Here is a 20,667-nt window from a genome sequence, read left to right on the forward strand (position 1 = left end):
TTCGTGTGAAGTTTGCGTCAGGGGTGATTATAGAAAATGTGGAATCGTGTTTTTTGAAATATCCTTCATTTGTAATTGTTGTCGGATATGAATCGTGAAGGAAAATTCGTATCGTGAACACAAGGTGGATAAAAATTCCGTGAGGACAAAGTGTCATCAAATCTTGATGTCTGTTTTTTGGGGGCGAATTGTCGGGGATGGCTCTTCGAGGATTGTTTTCTGATAGTTTGTAATAAGTGTTAAATATTGGAAATGCTATCTTGGGGTTATTGTTGGTCCAAAAGTTTAGAGGACAGGGAAATAGTCCCTGTGGATACAAGGTGTCGGGGAATGCACGGAGACTTCGAGAGGGAATCTCCGGGGAAATAAGATTTTGCGGCAGGGAATCTCGGTTGAAATGTTTGATTGTTAACGTGCTCTGGGTGTTCATACAACATACTGGATATTTGTTCGACACGGTATATTATAGTTATAGACACCGCTCGGAATCTTGTGGGATGAATGAAATCCTGTTTTTTTTACTTGAAATCTGTGATTTTGGCTGAGTCTGTCCGGGAGGTGGTGACGTGGTGATTGTTGAATATGGATTTTTGAGATATCGGATATTTTTTTTCAGATTCCGGTTTTAGCCTGTGGAGGAATGTTTCGGACAGGCTTTGTCACGAGGCGTGAAAAAAAACAGGATTTGATTCATCCCGTACTTTGACCAGTGGTGTCTATATACAAAATGCAAGATGATTTAGGTGATGAAGAGAGAACAAATACTGGCAAGAATTATTATCCGGGTACGCTTGGAAATGGCTTCCAATGAAGAACGGGAGATTTTAGGTGAATGGTTGGACGAGAAAGCGGCCAATCGGAGGTTGTATAAGGATATTATCAGGGGAAAGTGTATTGCACGAAGATTGAGATTAGAGGATGAAATTAATCAGACGACTGATTTCCAAAAAGTTTACGAAGAGGTGTCTCGTCGTTTGTCCGTGCATGGTTCTCGTCGGATGCCGTTGAGGCGAATCGTGGTGGGTGCGGCCATAGCATCGTGTTTCGTGGGGATTTTAACGATTTTTCATCCCTTAGTGAAGGTGGAGGTACACCGGACGATGAGTCTTCAAGGTGATCTGAAAGAGATAACGGTGGAGAAAGAGAAGGTGATGCTCGTGTTGGGGAACGGGGAACGTATCGGGCTGGTGAAGCACGTGCCCGATAGTCTGAAGTTGGCGCAAGCTACATTGATCGGGGCGAAGGGGAGTTTGTTGTACGAGATAAATACGGATTCTGTTCCGGCACAGGAAGAGTTCCATAAAATAATGACGGCCGTGGGTGGAGATTTTTTTGTCGTGTTAAGTGATGGAACGCGAGTGTGGTTGAATTCCACGTCGGAATTAGTTTATCCGGTACAGTTTATTGGTGATCGCCGGGTGGTACAGTTGAAAGGGGAGGCGTATTTCGAGGTGAAGCACGATTCGTCACGGCCGTTTATTGTTCAGGTGAGAGATGTAGAAACCAAGGTGTTGGGGACGGCATTCAATATCAGTGCGTACGAGGATGAGGAGTCGGTTTACACGACATTGTTGACGGGAAAAGTACAGGTGAGTTTAAGGGATCAGAAATCGGATATCCCGTCGATGGTGTTGAAGCCGGGGATGCAGTCTTGCTGGAAAAAAGGGACAGGAGAGTTTTCCGTGCGGAAAGTGGATACGAAGAACGTGGTGGCGTGGCGTTACGGGGAGTTCGTGTTTGACGAGGATGATATAGAGGTGGTGACCCGGATGTTGTCTCGCTGGTACGATGTCCGTTTCGTGCATGACGGAGGAATGAAGGGACGACACACGTTTAGCGGGAAGATGAGTAAGGATGAGAAGTTGACGTCTATTTTGAAGATGTTGACGCTGGCGGGGGGACCGGAGTTTAAGTTCGAGAATGGAGTTGTACATATTATAGAAAAAAGGTGAGAAAAAAATGCCGGAAATGTTTAGGAGGCATTCCCGGCTTGGGACCTTGCTGATAACAAGGTACTTGTTTAATTAAAACAGAACAAAGCTATGAAAAAAAACTGCAAAACAAAAGTGTTTTGTAGACTTTCGGTGATGCGTGGTGTGTTATGCGGATTGTTTTTACTATCCTTAATCACACTGTTGGATTATTCACCGGTCTACGGACAGCAAAATGTAAAAAGAATTTCTTTGAAGCTTGAAGCGTCGGGTTTGCTTGAAGCGTTACGCGAAATTAATCGCTTGAGCGATAACCTGGTTGTGTTCAAGAAGGAGGAGGTAGAGCGGGAGAGAAAACGAGTAACCGTCGATTTGAGGAACGTGACGACCAAGGCGGCGGTAGAGGCTTGTGTGGAAGGGACGGGGCTAACTTGCATGGAGTACGAGGGGAAAGTGGTGGTGACACCTCGCCAGCAACCGACGTCGATCACGATCACGGGTACCGTACGGGATGTGGGGGGCGAGCCCTTGCCGGGAACGACGGTTGTCGTGAAAGGGGATTCCCTGTTACTGGGTACGAGTGCGGGGATAGACGGGACATATCGTTTCACGATCCCGACAAACGTGACGACATTGGTGTTTTCTTTCGTGGGGTACAAGTCGAAAGATGTGGTTATTGGCGGACGTACGAAGATCGACGTGGTGTTGGAAGAGGACGTGAAGAGCGTGGACGAGGTGGTGGTGACGGGGATTTTTACCCGCAAGGCGAGTAGTTACACGGGGGCAGTGGTGACGATGACTGCAAAGGATATCATGCGGGCGGGGAATCAGAATCTGTTTCAGAGTCTGAAGAATCTTGACCCGTCGTTGTTTATCATGGATAATCTGGAGATGGGGTCCAATCCGAACGCTATCCCGGAGATGAAAATGCGGGGTGTGTCAAGTTTCCCGTTGGAGGAGACTGGAGTCCGTCTGAAAGGAAATTACCAGAATAACCCGAATCAGCCGTTGTTTATGCTCGACGGGTTCGAGGTGACGGCAGAGCGGGTGATGGATATGGATATGAACCGGGTGGAGAGCGTGACTCTGTTGAAGGATGCTTCCGCAAAGGCGATTTACGGTTCAAAGGCGGCTAACGGGGTCGTGGTGATCACGACCAGGCGGTTGTCCGGTAACGAGCAGCGGGTGACTTACACGGGAAGTGTGGATATACAGATGCCGGATTTGAGTAGTTATAATTTGTGTAACGCAGAGGAGAAGCTGGAGGCGGAGCGAATTGACGGAATTTATGACGATGCGAATTTTCTGTTACATACAGAGAAACAGATGTTGTATCAACGGCGGAAACAGTTGATTGCCGCCGGACTGGATACTTATTGGTTGTCAAAGCCTTTGCGCACGGGAGTGGGACATAAGCATAACCTGAGTGTGGAGCTGGGTGACGCGGAGACTTTGAGGGCTGTGTTGGATTTGTCGTATAATCAGGTGATTGGTGTGATGAAGGGATCAGATCGACGGAATATTTCGGGGACTCTGGATTTGTCTTACCGGAGAAATAACCTGATTTTTAACAATACGATGACGGTGAACAGTAATAAGAGTTATGATTCTCCTTATGGTAATTTTAGTGATTATGCGAAGATGAATCCTTACTGGCGGGCTAAAGATACGGAAACGGGACAGGTGGTGCGTTGGGCCGAGAATAAGGTTGCCAACCCGATGTATGATGCGGAAATCGGTACGTTGAAACGGGAGACTTACGTGGATTTCTTGAACAATTTTCAAGTAGAATGGAGGTTGATGAACAGTTTGATCCTGAGGGCCCGCGTGATGTTGTCGTTTAAACGGAATGATGGTGACGAGTTTTTGCCGGCCACGCATTCCAATTTTGCTGGTATCACGAAGGATTCCCCGGTGGAGGATCAATTGCGGAAAGGGTCTTACCGGTTGGATAATGGCCGGAGTAGTGACGTGTCCGGGGATATTCACGGGAATTATGCTATCACGTTAGGTAAACATGCGATTGTGGCAATGGGCGGTTTTGGAATATCCGAATATTCGTACCAGGCTTACGTGCATCGGGCCGAGGGTTTCCCGAACAGTCAATCTGCGGATATCACGTTTGCCCGTCAGTACGCGTTGGATAAGCGGCCGGAAGGATCGTCTTCTTTACGGCGAGAGATTAATTTTGTGTTGGGTGGTGTTTATAGTTATGACGATCGGTATTTCTTGGATTTTAACGTGCAGACCAGCGCATCTTCTCTTTACGGGAATGATAATCGCTGGGCCACGGGGTGGTCCGTGGGTGTGGGGTGGAACTTGCATAACGAACCTTTCTTTCCTTGGAAGGATTTGGTCAGTCAATTTAAAGTACGGGGTTCGATCGGGTTGACCGGGAACCAGAATTTCGATACGAACGAGGCGGTGGCAACTTACCAGTATTACACGGATGCGAATTATTTGGGAATGACGGGGTCTTATCTCGGTCGTTTGGCGAATCCTTCGTTGAAGTGGGAACAGAAGAAGGATTACAACGTGGGTTTTGACGCCACGATTCACCGGGCTGTTTTGCGTTTTGACCTTTACCGGGCGGATACGGAGAATATGTTGACGGATGTGTCTGTACCGACAAGTACGGGGTTTTCGACGGTAAAGGATAATCTGGGTTTGGTGCGTAACAGTGGTATCGAGGCTTATCTTTCTTATGGCGTGTTGCAGAAGGATCGGACTTTCCTCACGGTTTTCGGTTCACTGGTGACGACGAAGAACGAGATTATTCGTTTGTCGGAGAGTATGCGCGCTTTTAACGAGTTACGGGATAAAATGGCCTCGGACCGGGGAAATAATCGCCCAGTGTTAAAGTACGTGGACGGGGAGTCCATGGAGACGATTTGGGCCGTTCGTTCAGCCGGAATTGATCCTATGACGGGACAGGAGGTTTATATCCGTCGTGACGGTTCGTTGACTTACACGTATTACGAGTCGGATTTGAGTCCGGTGGGTAACGAGTTACCCAAGTACCGGGGAAATTTCGGTTTCACTTTGGAGCATAAAGGATTTGGTATCAGTACGACCTTCCGTTATCAAGCCGGGTTCCAGTATTATAACAAAACGTTGATTGATCGCGTGGAGAACGTGGACATGAATTATAACGTGGATAAGCGGGCGTTGTACGGGCGTTGGAAGGAACCGGGACAGGTGACTCCTTTCAAGCGTCTGGGAACTTTCCAGTATGACGGAGATCCGCAATCCCGTCAGGAGATGACACGGGCGACTTCCCGTTTCGTGCAGGATTGCAGGGAGTTGACGTGGGGATCGTTGAACGTGTATTATGATTTCCAGCCGGAAGTGCTTAATTATCTTCGGATGAAACGGTTGAGGGTGTCGTTCTACATGGAGGAGATTGCGAAAATGTCTTCAGTAAAGGCCGAGAGAGGGTTTGATTATCCTTTCGCCAGAACGATGTCGTTTTCGCTTATTGGAACATTTTAATTAGGTAGATATGAAGACAATAATAGTAAATATCGTGTTGTGTGCGATGTTGTGCACGGTGGTAGCTTGTGATAGTTGGTTGGACACGACGCCCCCGTCGCAAGTGCCGGAAGAAGACCAGTTCGGTGATGAGTTCGGTTTCAGACAGGCTTTGATCGGTTGTTATATTGGTATGGCGAATGAAAATTTGTACGGGAAGCAGCTCACGTGGTACTCGGTGGATATGCAAAGCGGGCAGTACACGCTTCATTCGCAGGGACAGGTGTATGCCATGGGCACTTACCAGTATACGGCTCAACGTTCGTTGACGGTGCTTAATACCGTCTGGCAGAGGGCGTATAGCGTGATTGCTAATGCTAATAATGCGTTGAAGTTTATAGATAATCGTCAGGATGTGCTGGATCCGCTTTCTTATCGGATGATTAAAGGGGAGTTGTTGGCTATCCGCGGTATGCTGCATTTTGATATGATGCGTTTGTACGGATACGGGAATTTGGCTAACCGGACGGATAAAGCGACGAAACCGACTATCCCTTACGTGACGGTGTACGATAAGGAGATGACTCCCCAGTTATCGTATGACGAGACGATTAAGCTGGTGATTAAAGATTTGACGGATGCGTTGGGATTGCTGGATGACGAACCGATCACGGGGAAGCATCCCGCGGATTATTATGAGGCGTTGAATGATGACGGATTTTTTAGTGATCGTAGTTTCCGGTTGAATTATTACGCCGTGAAGGCTTTACTGGCGAGGGTGTATATGTGGGAAGGAAGTGATGCGTCAATCGCATTGGCTCGTCAGGAGGCACTAGACGTAATTCGTGATGGTGAACGCCTGGGACTTTACCGGTGGATCACAACGGATGTGGTGGGAACGGACCCAGTTCATTCCACGGAGCATATCGCTTCTTTGAATATTCCGGCATTTACAGACCGTTTGAAGGATTTTTATCTCTATAATTTCCTAGAAGGTACGGAATATAATGCGATCAAGTTGAGCGAGGGGAATATGATCAGTATTTACGAGGAAGAAGGAGACGGGGAGAATGCCGATTATCGCCGGGAGAAGTTGTTTTTCAGAAATGCCAATGGGTATTACACGCCGTTAAAGCTAGCGCAGGATCGGTCTACGGGGTATCTGAGACTGAACCGGATGCCTTTGATTCGTCTCCCGGAGATGTATCTGATCGTGGCCGAGAGTTATTTGAAAGGTGCGAGTATTGATTTGAACGAGGCGGTATCTTATTTGAAGACCTTGCGGGAGTATCGTTCGAATTATATCAAAATTGACGGTTTTACGCGGGACGAATTGTTGACGTGCTTGATGAACGAGTATCGTCGGGAGTTTTTGTGTGAAGGTGTGACATTCTTCTATTTTAAACGTATCGGGTTGACAGATATTCCCGGTTCGACGATCGTGATGGATGACGGAAGGTATTTGTGGCCTTATCCCGCTATCGAACGGGAGATGGGACGTGCACAATGATGATTAATAATGCTATAAATGAAAAGATATGAACAGATTTAATTTTCTGTATGTAATTTGTTTTCTTTTGGGCGGTTTGCTATGTGGCGGTTGCTCGAAGGAGGGGATCGATACGTTTGACGAGAGTCTGGCCACGGTGACGGTGCCTTGGAATAGTGTGGACGTGAGGACATATCCCGGATATAATACGGCAACGAAGAAGTTTGACCAGAATTACTCGTTCTGGAACGATCCGGAGGAGGAGGTTGTGGTGGTGAATGTCCCGTTGAAGTTGGTGGGTGACGTGCGGGATTATGATCGGACGGTGGGGTATACGGTCGTACGGGACAGTAGTCAATTATTGGAGGGTTCATATAAGGTGTTGAATGCAGTGATTCCTGCCGGGGAACGTTACGGGTATATCTCACTGGAATTACCGAGATTGACTCAACTGGAGGATACGACGTGCGTGATGGAAATCGTGCTGAACGCTTCGGAATATTTCGTGGAGGGACCACCGGAATATTCCCGGATTAAGTTCACTTGGGATAATCAATTACCCATGCTTCCCAGTGGTACGTTTTATGCCCGGACGTATAATTTCCTGATCAATGCGGGACAGAGTATGAATCTGGCTAATTATAATTATTATAGTCGAAGTGCGCATAAGGCGATTCTGGCAGCGTTGGGATGGCCGTGGCAAGCGGATCAATGGCCCCAGTATAACCGGTTTGATCCGGATGGTTATATGTTTTATAATACGGCAATCACGAATGCTTATTATGAGTTGTTGCAGAAGTATCTGGATGATTATGAAGAGGAGCATGGCGGCCCGTTGTTACATGACGGGGGACTCGCCGTGAATCAGCCTGTGAGAGCGAGAAGTTTTTAATAAAACGGATTAAAGATAATGAAGATGAAAACTATATATTACCTGTTTTTACTCGTGCTGGGGTGCGGTTTTGTGTCGTGCTATGATGACAAGAGTACTTATGATACGAAGGATATCCCTAACGTGGAATTGGATGTGAGCGGCGTGCCACAGACGCAGTATGTGGCATATTTGGGAAAGTTGCATATTGATGTTCCCGTGAAGAAGGACGGGAACGCGAATCATCCGGATCTGGAATACAAATGGGAGGTGGAGTTAGGCTCGTCAACGGGGTTGATAGAGGTGTTGTCGAACGAACGAGTGCTTGACACGATTGCTGCAATGCCGATTCTGGCCAGCGGTTACACGCTGGTGTTGGAGGTAACGGATAAGGTGACAACGCTGAAATATTATTCTACTTTTTCGTTAGTGGTGGAAAGTCAGTTCGGGGAGGGGATTATCGTGGCTCATTCCTGGGACGGAGAGATGTCCGATTTGTCGTTAATTATGGATAAGGATATTACCAAAGGGTTTTCGGGAACGGAGAGAGTGGTGTATAATGATATTTTCTCTTCGAAGGGGGAACCGTTGGATGATTGGATTGACAACGTGACTTATACGGTGTCGGGTGCGACATGGAGCACGTACCAGAATATATTGTGGATGGCTGGGAGGAACGGGATGTTCCGGGCTGATTGCCGGGATTATTCCGTGAAGGGTACGGATAAGATTATTCCTTTCGTGACCGAGCCGTATGTTTCGGGACATTTTTACCCGGCTCCCCAAACGACAATAATGGTGGTGAATAATCAAGTGTATCAACATCTTCGTCAGAATGATGAGATATTTATTAAACCGGAAGTGGTTTCCGATCTGGGTGGTGTGCAATCCAATTACGTGGATAATCGTGTTGTTGCTGCGGCCACAGGCGATGGTGTGCATTCCAGCGGGGCTACCATTTGGTATGATTCCCATGTGGGACGTTTCGGACGTTTTAACGGGGCTTTCTCGCAGAATAAGTGTGCGTTGTATTCGCCCTCGGAGAATAACGAAAATTTTCCCTTTGATCCTTCCGCAGTACCGGATAAGGAAGCCGTGGCAGGTGGTTTTATGAACGGTTCGTCGCTGGTGATGGTGTTGAAGGATAAGGTGTCGGGGGAATATTCTCTTTACACGTTCTTCACAAAGAATCAGAATGCAGATTTGGTTAATCCGACACCAAGTTATTTGTATGCGGTCTCGTCGTCGATTAAAGATTTGCTAGATCGTTCCGTGTCGATTTGTTTTAGCACGGTGGACCCGATTATGTACGTGGCGACGAATAGAGAAATTCACGCAGTACGGTTGAATATAGACGGGACAATCAGTTCGTCGTTGAAATACACGGTTACGGCGGGAGAGAATATCAGTGTTCTGAAGTTCTACGCGCAGGGGAGGTATAATGTGAATTCTGATGATTTTGACAGTGACACGGAAGGGTTGTTAACCTTGCCGTTGAACACGAAAGCCGTGATGATGGCGACGCAAGCCTCGGATACGGAGGGATATGTCTATCTGATTCCGCAAAAAGATCCGGGAACGGGAAATCTGGATGCGGAAAAACAGGTGAAGTATGACGGTTTCGGGAAGATTTCGGACATAACGACTCAAGGAAGATAATTTATAATAATGCGGGTGGGTAAGGCGTGACGAAAGCCTTGCCCACCATAATGGTTAATAATTAAAATGAATAACATGGAGAAACCGGTTGTAAAGGTGGAACATTTGTCTCATCGTTATAGTGTGCAGTGGGCGATACGGGATATCAATTTCGAGATTTATGAAAAAGGAATACTGGGGTTGTTGGGTTCGAATGGTGCGGGTAAGTCGACGACGATGAATATTATGTGTGGGGTGTTGAACCAGACAGAAGGAGAGGTGTATATTAACGGGATTAATTTCCGGGAAGACCCGATTGCGGCGAAGATGAATATTGGTTTTCTGCCGCAGAAGCCCCCGTTGTACACGGATTTGACGGTGGAGGAGTATCTGGCCTATTGTGCCGATTTGCGTTCGGTGGCCCCTAAGAAGATTCGTTCATCGGTGGATTACGCTATGGATAAATGTGGGATTACGCATTTCCGGAAACGGTTGTTGAAGCATTTGTCGGGAGGTTACCAGCAACGGGTGGGGATCGCACAGGCGATTATTCATAACCCGAAGTTTGTGGTGTTGGATGAGCCGACGAACGGATTGGACCCGAATCAGATTTTGGAGATCCGAGAGTTGATCAAGGAGATCGCTACCGACCGTTCGGTGTTGCTTTCCACGCATATTCTTTCGGAAGTGCAGGCGACGTGCGATCATATCAAGATGATCGAGGAGGGACAACTTGTATTTTCGGGAACAATGGATGAGTTTAACAATTACATTCAGCCTAATTCGTTCGTGATCGTGCTGAAGAATCCACCGAGAGTGGCAGAACTGGAGCATGTGCCGGGGATTAGCCGGGTGGAGCCCGTGAGCTCGAAGAGTTTCAGGGTGTGGTTTGATACAGATGATGACGTGACGGCCCGTATGGTACACGAAAGTGTAAGCCGGGGATGGGAGTTAAGTGAGATTTCCGTGGAACGGAGTTCCCTGGATGAGGTATTCGCTCGCTTATCGGGAAAAAGTAAATCGTAAGTTCGTATAGTATGAGAAAAATATTTAAGATTGCATTGACAGAGTTATACACTCTGTTTTACTCTCCTATCGCGTGGTTAATACTTATTATCTTTACCGTTCAAGCGTGCATGACTTATTTCCGGTTGGTGGATATTATGTTGATGCAGCAATTCTCACGGCCTTTGTGGTATAGTATTGCGAAAGAGATGTACACGGGGAGTCTGGGGTTGTTCCCGAATATGCTGGTACATCTTTACCTGTATATACCCTTGTTGACAATGGGGTTGATGAGCCGGGAGTATAGTAGCGGTTCTATCAAGTTGTTGTATTCTTCGCCGGTGTCAAGCGTGCAGATTATTTTCGGGAAGTTTCTTTCCATGATGATATACAGTTTTATTTTGGTGGGGATTCTTTTCCTGTTTGTCGGTTTTACGGCGTGGAACGTGCCGTCTTTTGATATGTCGCTGGCTTTGTCCGGGTTGTTGGGAATTTATCTGGTGATCTGTTCTTATGCGGCAATCGGACTGTTCATGTCCAGTCTGACATCTTATCAGGTGGTGGCGGCCGTTGCCACGCTGGGGGCTTTGGCTTTCCTGAATTACGTGGGAAGGATAGGACAGGAGATTCCTTTCGTTCGGGATATCACGTATTGGTTGTCGATTTCCGGACGTTCGGATGAGTTAATCAACGGGTTGATCAGTAGCGAGGATGTGTTTTATTTCCTGATCGTGATCGGCTTGTTCTTGACGCTCTCGATTATGGTGATCTTGTCGGGAAAATGTAAATTGTCGAAAAGCATGGCTTTTACCCGGTATGCAGGGGTGATCGTGTTGGCGATGCTACTGGGATACGTGACTTCCCGGCCGGGACTGCAATGTTCTTATGATGCATCGTTGATCAAACAAAATAGTTTAAATCCGGTGAGTCAGGAAATTATGGAGAAGATGGAAGGCGGGTTGACGATCACGACTTACGTGAATCTTCTGGAAGGAAACTTCCATCGGGGAGCCCCGGCAGAGAGAAATCGTGATGCGAGTCAGTTCAAGAAATTTATTCGTTTTAAACCGAAGATTCGCATGAATTACGTGTATTATTATGCGGATGCGGGTAACGAGGTGTTGGAGGAACGTTTTCCCGATCTGAACACGCAGCAACGAGCATGGAAAATGGCGGTCATGGAAGATTTGGATATAGAGATGTTCCTGGCCCCGGAACAGGTTGCCCAACAAGTTGATCTTTCAGGAGAGAAGTATCGTTTCGTGCGTTTACTGGAGCGGGAAAGTGGGGAAAAAACTTTCTTGCGGATCTTTGATGACAGTTATGTTTATCCGAAAGAGGGGGAGATTGCCACGGCAATGAAACGTTTAGTTACGAAAGCTCCCAAAGTGGCTTTTTTGACTGGACACGGAGAACGTGATATTCAGCGGGCAGGTGACCGGGATTATTACACGTTTGCTATTGACCCGACATTCCGGTATTCGTTGATTAATCAGGGGTTCGACGTGGAGAGTATCACCTTGTCGGGTGGTCGGGCGATACCGACGGGTATTGACGTGCTGGTGATTGCGGATTTGCAACAACCATTGTCGGCGGACGAGTTGGCTCGGGTGGAAGAGTATATCGCAAAAGGCGGGAATATCGTTATCGGCGGAGAGCCGGGTAAATCGGCTTTGATGAATCCGTTGACGGCTTCTCTTGGCGTGCGTTTTTTACCGGGGACTTTAGTGCAGCCTACTAAAGCGTATGATGATAATTTGCTGGTTTGTTCCTTCACGGAAGAGGGGGTGAAGGTGGTTACTCCATTCCAGGGTTTGTGGCGACAAAAGTATGGAATTACTATGCCGGGAGCTGCAGCGTTGAGTTACGAGACCGGAAACGGTTTTGATGTGTATCCCTTGTTGAAAACACAAGATGCGGGGAGTTGGAATGAATTGACAACCGTGAATTTCATGGATGAGAAGGCTGTTCTGAATCCCGAAATCGGGGAGAAAGAGGAGTCCTTCCCGACAATGCTTGCACTGACCCGTACGGTCGGAAGCCGGGAGCAACGGGTGTTCGTGATGGGAGATGTGGATTGTATCAGTAATGCCGAGTTGTTGATGTCACGTGTTGGGATGAGAGTGAATAATTTCTCTCTAATCTCGGGAATGTTCCGGTGGTTGAGTGATGGGGAGTACCCGATCGTGTTGTCGGGAGTACCGCCCGTGGATACGGTGTTGGAGTTGAATAAGGACACGGTTCCTTACGTGCGGATTGCTTTCACGTGGGGATTACCGATCTTGTTCGCGTTGGGGTATTTTGGCGTGTGGTTTAAAAGAAGACGGAGATAACGTAATTATGAACGAATGAGAAAAATATTGAAAATAGCGGGAAATGAGTTACGTGCTCTTTTTTGTTCTCCCGTGGCTTGGTTTATTTTGGTGATATTTGCCGTTCAGGCGGGAATGACATTTACCGATCTGTTCAAGAGTGTTTTGCGACAGCAATTTATGGGAGAACCGATAGAGTTTAGTATCACGAACGCTCTATTGACTGGAATGACGGGGACGTTTACGGTGATACAACAATACCTGTATCTTTATGTTCCTTTATTGACGATGGGGCTGATGAGCCGGGAGTTCGGCAGCGGTTCGATCAAGCTTTTGTACTCATCACCCGTGACTGCGGGACAGATTATCTGGGGAAAGTTTTTATCCATGATGATCTACGGGTTAATTCTGATGGGAGTGTTGCTGGTTCTTGTGATTTTTGCCTCTTGTACGGTGGAGGCGTTTGATATTCCGGCAGCCTTATCGGGGTTACTCGGTTTGTATTTGCTGACGTGTGCTTATGCTGCAATCGGGCTTTATATGTCGTGCCTGACTTCTTATCAGGTGGTGGCGGCTGTGGGTACGTTGGCGGTGTTGATCGTGCTGAATTTTATCGGTAGCGTGGGACAGGATATTGCTTTCGTGCGGGAGATTACCTATTGGCTGTCGATCAAGGGACGGGCAACCGTGTTCATTGACGGGTTGATATGTAGTGAGGATCTCCTGTATTTTATGGTTGTGATTTTGTTTTTCCTGACTTTGGGAATTATGAAAATCGAGGCGCACCGAGCTAAGCGAAATCAAATCATAACGGTGGGACGTTACGTGACTGTGGTGGCGGTTACCGTGATGTTAGGTTATATGACTTCCCGACCTACGTTTTTGTGGTATTACGACACGACGGCGAGGAAGACGCAAACTTTGACCGAGGAGAGTCAAGGTATATTGGAAAGGATGAAAGACGATCTGACGATTGTTACATATGTGAATCTTTTGGGGGATAATTCTTCCTATGGAATGCCCCGAAGTCTGAAAAGTGATATGGAAAATTTCAAGCCGTATATTCGGTTTAAGCCGAATATAGAGTTGAAGTACGTGTATTATTATAAAAAGGCGTCACCTTATATACGGGAACGGTATGCGGACGTGAGTGACCGGGAGATTGCCGAGAAGTATGCGGATCAGATGAAGTTGAGCCTGAAATCGTTTTTATCTCCCGAGGAGATCGAGGAACAGGTAGACTTGGCACCGGAAGGATTCCGTTTCGTGCGACAGTTGGTGCTGCCTGATGGTTCGGCTACATTCCTGCGCTTGTATAATGATATGTTCGTACATCCGATGGAGGCGGAGGTTTCCGCGGCTATGAAACGATTAATCATGGAAGTTCCTAAAGTAGCTTGTCTTACGGGACATGGAGAACGGGATATGAATAACGTGGGCGATCGGGATTATTACGCTTTTGCCAAGAATCCTACTTTTCGTTATGCTTTGGTGAATAACGGGTTTGACGTGATAGCCTATCGTATGACCGATGGTGAGGAGATTCCGGAGGATATCCGTATTCTGGTGATTGCCGATATGAAACAGCCATTGACGGAGAGTGAATTGGAGAAGATTGACCGTTACGTGGCCCGTGGGGGAAATTTGTTGATCGCCGGGGAACCGGGACGTCAGGAGGTGATGAATCCTTTGGTGGAACGTTTCGGGGTACAATTCATGTCCGGGGTTCTGGTGCAACCCAGTAAGGATTTCGATGCTGATTTGATTCGAGGTGAATTGACGAAAGATGCTGCGGAAATGTCTCTTAACTATGCCGATCTATTGAAGAAGAAACGGGTGATAACCATGCCTGGGGCAACGGGGTTGAGTTATACTATGGATAAAGGTTTTACGGTGCGTCCTGTTTTGACCACGTGTGATACGGGATGTTGGAATGAGATTGAAACTCGGGACTTGCTGAATGAACCGGTGGTGCTTAATCCGGTTGTCGGGGAAAAAGAGTGTGCTTACCCGATAGCTTTGACATTGAGCCGGCAAATGGGCGATCGGGAACAGCGGATTATCGTGCTGGGAGATGCGGATTGTATCAGTAATTCCGAGCTGATGATGTACCGGAAAGGTGTCAAGGCTTCCAACTTCTCGTTGATCACGGAGTCGTTCCGCTGGTTGACAGACGGGGAATTCCCCGTGAATACTCGTCGTCCTGATCCGGAAGATATTTCGATTTCGCTGGAATTATCGTCTATGAAATGGGTGAAAATTATGTTCGTGGGGGTATTCCCCTTGTTGTTAATTGCTTGTGGAATTTTAGTCTGGCACCGTAGGAGGGGTAGATAAAGATGAATATGCATAACGTGAATATCGTGGCTCGCTATGAAGCCAAACTGTTAAGACGAGATATTGTTTTTCTGGGATTTGTAGTGCTTGCAATGGTCGGTATTTCGTTATGGCAGATGATTATACAAGGAGGAAATAACGTGTTTTGGTATAAAGTGGCGCTTTCCTCCTCTTTTCCTTTTTTCAGTACTTATTATTATAACCTGGTGCAAGTCTTGATTGCGTTGTTCGTGTGCATGGAAGTTGTGTACCGGGAAAGGAAGAAAGACGCGATGGAAGTATTCCTATGCCGACCGCTTCGGAATAGTGAATACTGCATCGGTCGTTTCTGGGGAATATTCAGAATGTTTCTTTTCGTGAATATATGCGTGTTGTTGGTGTGTATGTATTTGAATATATGGGTCGTGGGATCTCCCTTTGAGGTATGGGTTTATGTTTTCTATTTATTAACGTTGTCGATTCCGACTTTGATCTTTGCTTTAGGATGTTCGTTGGGAATATCGGAGATCGTCAGGAATCGTCCGGTATCGGTTTTGGTGTTGGGTATGCTGGGATTGGGTGTATACTTTTACTTGGGCGAGTGGCAATTTGGCGTGTTTGATTTTTGGGGACGGAATTTACCAAATATGTTTTCAGACGTGACGGGGCATCCGGATTTATATGGTTATTTGCTTCAACGTTTGGCTTATGTTGGGTTGGGTATTGCGGGTATTTTATTCTGGATTGCCAATATGAAACGTTTACGGGACGGCAAAGAGTACCGGGGATTGCAATGGGGTACAGGAGGAGCAATTACTTTGTGTAGTATGGTTTGTTTGTTTCTGTATTGGGATGCGATCCGGCAGCGGGAAATTCGTTCTGAGGAGTATCGACAGGTTTATGTGGAATATCAGTTGCGGCCGAGAGCACGAGTTGTTAATCATGAGATTACGTACGAGTGGAAAGATGGGGAGATGTGGTTGGATAGCCGAATGACATTGCAAAATCGGAATCAGGAAGCACTTTCGTCGATCGTGTTGTATCTTAATCCTTTATTAGAGATTTATTCAATGAAGGAGGTGGGAAACGAGATTGGTTATCATAGAAAACAGCAGGTTGTCGTGCTTGAACGTTCGCTTTTGCCGGGGGATAGCATTTCTTTACAACTCTCTTATAAGGGGAAGATTGATGAGACTATATGTTATCTGGATGTATCCCGGGAGAATCAGCAAAATGCGGGGAGGTATGACCCTCGTTTAAATTATGGTATGTTTAATTTTGGTGCTCATTACGCTTTTGCGAGGGAAGATTACACGTTACTCCATCCGGAATGTCTTTGGTATCCGGTGGCTGTTCCGCCGATAAATATGGTATCTCCTTATGCTCGGGAAGTGAATTTCACAGATTATTCTCTACGGGTAAAAGTGCAGGAGGGACAACAGGCTATATCGCAGGGGGTGCCAGAATATAGTACGAGGGAAGTATTTTTTAGGAATGAACAAAAGTTGTCTGGAATAACTCTTTGTATCGGGGACTACCATAAGAAAGAAGTTGACGTGGGTGGGGTCCGGTTGGAATTTTATTATTTTCCTGGTCACGAGTTCTTTTTTGATCAATATACCCAAATAACAGGGGAGAACATAAGCAAAGAATTGGAAGCGATCAAAGGACGATTGGAGGCAAGAATGGGACGGAATTACCCGTTTCGTAAGTTGATGTTCGTGGAAAGTCCGCTTTCATTTGTTTCTTTTCTGCGTAAATGGAAAGCGGGTAGCGATTTCGTTCAGCCGGAAATTGTTTTTTTCAATGAACGTGCGGTTACTGTTTCTAGTTATACTCCGATGTCTAGGCGGAAAAATCTTGCCATTGAAAGAGAAAAAGACATTTTGAATGATCCGGAAGGAATTTACAGTGTTGAACGTATGGGATTACAATCTGTCGGGATGTATCTTCAACAGGGATTATACGACATTTTGCCCATGTATTACGATTACACGAGCTTTTTGTCCTCGGCTACATACCCGGCAATGAATATGTTGTTTAGTAAAATGTTTGCCTCCAAAAAGAAATATACCACGGGAAATGCAACTGTAAGACCGAATGATATTGATGTCATAGAACATTTAAAAAAGAAGAGCCTGAGGGAAATTCTTTCTAATGATTCGTTACCGGATAAATTACAATCGAGGGTTTTCGAGATGGAAGGGACAACTTTTGGTGCTTATTTATCAGCTTTTGTAGAGCCTGAAAGGTTGTACCGATTTTCGGAAGAGATGGCTTCTTGTGCTCGTTTTGATGAGATCACTTTAAGTCAGTTTGCTCAAGATTTTCAATCTGATTTTGGGGTTAATCTGATCCCGATTTTAGATAAATTATATCAAAGAGAGGGGATTCCGGCTTTTGATGTAAGGGATATTCGAGTAGAACAAATTATCGCAGAGGGTTTTCCGCAATATTTAGTCAGTTTTAAAGTTCGTAATATTTCGGATGTTGATGGCGTGATTTCGATTGTTGCTGATGATGAAACCATAGAGGAATTGAGGTCAAAATATGGTGACGGGATTATCATGAATGTAAATTTTCCCGTTAAGGAGCAGCATTACGTGATTCCTGCCGGGGCGTGTAAGGGGGTGAAGTTTATTATGAATGGAGACGATGGATATATAGGAACAAATTTATCAGCTAATCTTCCGCGGGATTACAATATTCGTATGATAAAAGAAGGAATTTCTAAAACAAAAGAGAGCTCGGAGGGTATTTTTGATATCGATTGTGGTTTGTTCGAGAACCCTCACGAGATTATTGTTGATAACAGGAGTGATCGGTTTCAATTGATAGATTCAGGAGAACGGAAGAGATTACCATTTTTGGCTAAAGAGCGAAAAGTGAATTTTAAAATGTCATTTGATAATCCGGAATGGACAGAAATTATTACCGAGGGGAGTTATGGGATACCCGTGCGAAGCGCTTTTTGCAAAGTTGCCGGAAAAGGTGGTGGTAAGGCCATTTGGACGGCTGATATTGAAGAAGCTGGGAAGTATGAAGTCTTCTTTTATCACCAAACGGTATCTGTTATGTCTCCTCCGGCTAGTTCCGTTTTCACAGGCTCTTTGTTACATTATAAAGTGATGGATAAAGAGGTGATCGTGGAAGCAGACCTTATTTCGAAAGGATGGGTTTCCTTGGGAAAATTTGATTTGCAGGCTGGGGAGACTCAGGTTACTCTTGATGATCGAGGTGGAGAAATCAGGGCAGATGCAGAGGATGATTATTCGAATATACAAGTTTATGCGGTAGCGGATGGTAAGTCGTATCCTAAACGGCAATTAATTGTTGCCGATGCCGTGAAATGGGTGCGTGTGAAGGAGTAGTTTGTGATTTAGGATTTGAATCCTGCCATATTTTTCGTAATTTTGGAAAATCATTTAAAACTACAAGAATTATGAAGAAGTCATTTTTATTTTTAGCAGATGGTTTTGAAGAGGTAGAAGCTCTCGGGACAGTGGATGTTTTACGTCGGGGAACGATTGAAGTGAAAACAGTTTCTATTTCCGATAAGAAAGAGGTCACCGGGGCGCATGGAGTTCCTGTGGTTGCTGATTTTTTACTGAGTGATGTGAAAGAAGAAGATGCCGAATTTTTGATTTGTCCGGGAGGAATGCCGGGGGCCAAGAATCTGGGAGATAGTACCGCATTAGTTCAATGGATACAAAAACATTTCGATAAAGGAGGATACGTGGCAGCTATTTGTGCGGCTCCGGCATTGGTGTTGAGTAAGATAAAAATGGATGGGGAACGTCAGATGACTTGTTATCCTGGTTTCGAGGAATATTTACCAGATGCTCACATGCAACCTCAAGGGGTGGTGGTTGATGGTAATCTGATCACGGGTAGAGGTCCGGCGTATGCCTTTAAGTTTGGCTTGGCTATTCTGGAGCAATTGACTTCGAAGAAAGTGGCTGAGGATGTGGCTGCCGGGATGTTACTGGACTAGGATGAAGTTTTATATTATCCTTTGTATCTGCTGTCTGTATGTTTTGCAAGGAGTCGGACAGGAGCCTGACGGACGGAATACATTGATCCGGTCGGAGGGGACGAGCGTGCTTGTCCGGATTGTACCGCCTTGGGGATACACGAGGATAGGCGTGAAGGAAGGTTCATTCGGGGAATACCTGAGAAACCTTCCTTTGCGTTCTCACGGCTCCAGAGTTCACTATTTTGACGGGGGCGAGAAGCGAAACCGAAAGGTATATTGTGCGGTGGTCGATTTGGATATTGGTAATCGGGATTTACAGCAGTGTGCCGATGCCGTGATTCGTTTGAGGGCGGAATATTTGTATCACCGGAAGGCGTATGATAAAATTCATTTCAATTTCACCAATGGCTTCCGGGCTGATTACACGAAATGGGCCGAAGGATACAGGATCAGCGTGAAGGGAAATCGAGTGTCATGGTATAAAGCCAAAGAGGAAGATTATTCCTATCCGACTTTTCGGGCTTATTTGAATGTGGTATTTGCTTACGCAGGAACGTTGTCACTTGCCAAAGAACTGGTCTCGGTTTCGATTGACGCCATGCAAATAGGGGATGTTTTTATCCAAGGTGGCTCACCCGGACATGCGGTTATTGTGATTGCTATGGCGATTGATAAGACAACAGGGAATAAATTATATCTGTTGGCACAGAGCTATATGCCTGCACAGGATATCCACGTGTTGAATAACCTACAAAACGGGAATATTTCTCCTTGGTATGATTTAAAATCGACAGGAAGGGTTATGACTCCGGAATGGACGTTCGTGACAGGAGATTTGAAAAGGTTCAAAGATTAAAATCTTCGTTTTTTAGTCTCTCAAAAGCCCCTAAGCCGAACAGGGAAAAGTCATAGCGAATCGGATCGACAGGATCCAGCTCCCGGAGACGGGCAGTAAGTTCTTCCACTGCTTTCCGGTCATTCTGGTTACGGGTAAGGAGTCCTAACTGGCGGCTGATATTACCTGTGTGTAAGTCTAGCGGGATCAATAGGGCAGAGGGAGGAATATTTTTCCATAGTCCAAAATCGACTTTCCCGTCTTGTCTTACCATCCAGCGTAAGAACATGTTTACTCTTTTGGCGGCAGAACCTTTCTCCACGTTAGCGATGTGGCGGAGTACACGGGGGGCGGCAGGTAGAGAAGTAAAAACAGTGTGCCATTCCTTTAATACTTCGAACATGTCGTGATACTTTTGATAGGCTTGGGTAAAAACGGATTCTAATCCTCCGTGATTCCGATAGATGTTGGCGAGGGATTTCAAGAAATAGATACAATCGTAGTGATTGAATGTGCGGTGCTTGAAATTGTAAAATCGGTGATAATCTTCCTCTTCCGCATTCATTACAAAATCGTATGGGGCATACTCCATGAGTTGCATTAACTCTTTGCATTTTTTAATAATCGTGGGGCGTTGTCCCCAGGCCAGTGATGCAGCCAGAAATCCTGCAATCTCTATATCTTCTTTCTCTTCGAAACACTTGGGAATTTGGATCGGATCGGTATCTATGAAAAATTCAGATTTACAATATTCAAGGTATTTTTCATCAAGTAATTGTTTAATAGATTCACATGGGTTTTGTGTGATAGAAATCATAAATCT

12 protein-coding genes are annotated in these 20,667 nt (G+C 45.9%); 11 read left to right on the forward strand and 1 reads right to left on the reverse strand.

Annotated elements, in window-relative coordinates; genetic code table 11:
- The first annotated feature begins 746 nt into the window (after positions 1 to 746).
- The 11 genes from DWW52_RS10385 (at position 747) to DWW52_RS10435 (ending at position 19,865) form a co-directional block, all read left to right on the forward strand.
- On the forward strand, positions 747 to 1,952 hold the full coding sequence (locus DWW52_RS10385; RefSeq protein WP_118715444.1) for a FecR family protein: 1,206 nt from the start codon (positions 747 to 749) through the stop codon (positions 1,950 to 1,952).
- 90 nt (positions 1,953 to 2,042) lie between these two features.
- Positions 2,043 to 5,423, forward strand: a complete 3,381-nt coding sequence (locus DWW52_RS10390; RefSeq protein ID WP_118715445.1) for a SusC/RagA family TonB-linked outer membrane protein — start codon at positions 2,043 to 2,045, stop codon at positions 5,421 to 5,423.
- Positions 5,424 to 5,433: 10 nt separating this feature from the next.
- Positions 5,434 to 6,912 carry a RagB/SusD family nutrient uptake outer membrane protein gene (locus tag DWW52_RS10395; protein WP_118715446.1) on the forward strand — a complete coding sequence of 493 codons (1,479 nt, stop codon included), beginning with the start codon at positions 5,434 to 5,436 and terminating at the stop codon, positions 6,910 to 6,912.
- 28 nt (positions 6,913 to 6,940) lie between these two features.
- A complete protein-coding gene (locus DWW52_RS10400) occupies positions 6,941 to 7,783 on the forward strand; it encodes a DUF4843 domain-containing protein (RefSeq protein ID WP_118715447.1) in 843 nt (280 codons plus the stop codon).
- A 24-nt stretch (positions 7,784 to 7,807) separates the two neighbouring features.
- Positions 7,808 to 9,421, forward strand: coding sequence for a PKD-like family lipoprotein (locus DWW52_RS10405; RefSeq protein WP_158582559.1), 1,614 nt, complete (start codon positions 7,808 to 7,810; stop codon positions 9,419 to 9,421).
- 75 nt (positions 9,422 to 9,496) lie between these two features.
- Positions 9,497 to 10,426, forward strand: coding sequence for an ABC transporter ATP-binding protein (locus DWW52_RS10410; protein WP_118715449.1), 930 nt, complete (start codon positions 9,497 to 9,499; stop codon positions 10,424 to 10,426).
- Positions 10,427 to 10,437: 11 nt separating this feature from the next.
- A complete protein-coding gene (locus DWW52_RS10415) occupies positions 10,438 to 12,738 on the forward strand; it encodes a Gldg family protein (protein ID WP_118715450.1) in 2,301 nt (766 codons plus the stop codon).
- A gap of 15 nt (positions 12,739 to 12,753) precedes the next feature.
- Entirely contained in the window at positions 12,754 to 15,054 is a 2,301-nt protein-coding gene (locus tag DWW52_RS10420; protein ID WP_118715451.1) for a Gldg family protein, read from the forward strand.
- A gap of 2 nt (positions 15,055 to 15,056) precedes the next feature.
- Positions 15,057 to 18,404, forward strand: coding sequence for a hypothetical protein (locus DWW52_RS10425; RefSeq protein WP_118715452.1), 3,348 nt, complete (start codon positions 15,057 to 15,059; stop codon positions 18,402 to 18,404).
- Positions 18,405 to 18,475: 71 nt separating this feature from the next.
- Positions 18,476 to 19,027, forward strand: a complete 552-nt coding sequence (locus DWW52_RS10430; RefSeq protein ID WP_118715453.1) for a DJ-1 family glyoxalase III — start codon at positions 18,476 to 18,478, stop codon at positions 19,025 to 19,027.
- A 1-nt stretch (position 19,028) separates the two neighbouring features.
- Complete coding sequence (locus tag DWW52_RS10435) at positions 19,029 to 19,865, forward strand: DUF4846 domain-containing protein (RefSeq protein ID WP_118715454.1); 837 nt, start codon at positions 19,029 to 19,031, stop codon at positions 19,863 to 19,865.
- On the opposite strand, the gene DWW52_RS10440 is transcribed toward DWW52_RS10435, so the two are convergent.
- Positions 19,855 to 20,661 carry a TIGR02757 family protein gene (locus DWW52_RS10440; RefSeq protein ID WP_118715455.1) on the reverse strand — a complete coding sequence of 269 codons (807 nt, stop codon included), beginning with the start codon at positions 20,659 to 20,661 and terminating at the stop codon, positions 19,855 to 19,857. The genes DWW52_RS10435 and DWW52_RS10440 overlap by 11 nt on opposite strands.
- Positions 20,662 to 20,667 lie beyond the last annotated feature (6 nt).

This window comes from Odoribacter sp. AF15-53, assembly GCF_003479425.1.
GTDB lineage: Bacteria > Bacteroidota > Bacteroidia > Bacteroidales > Marinifilaceae > Butyricimonas.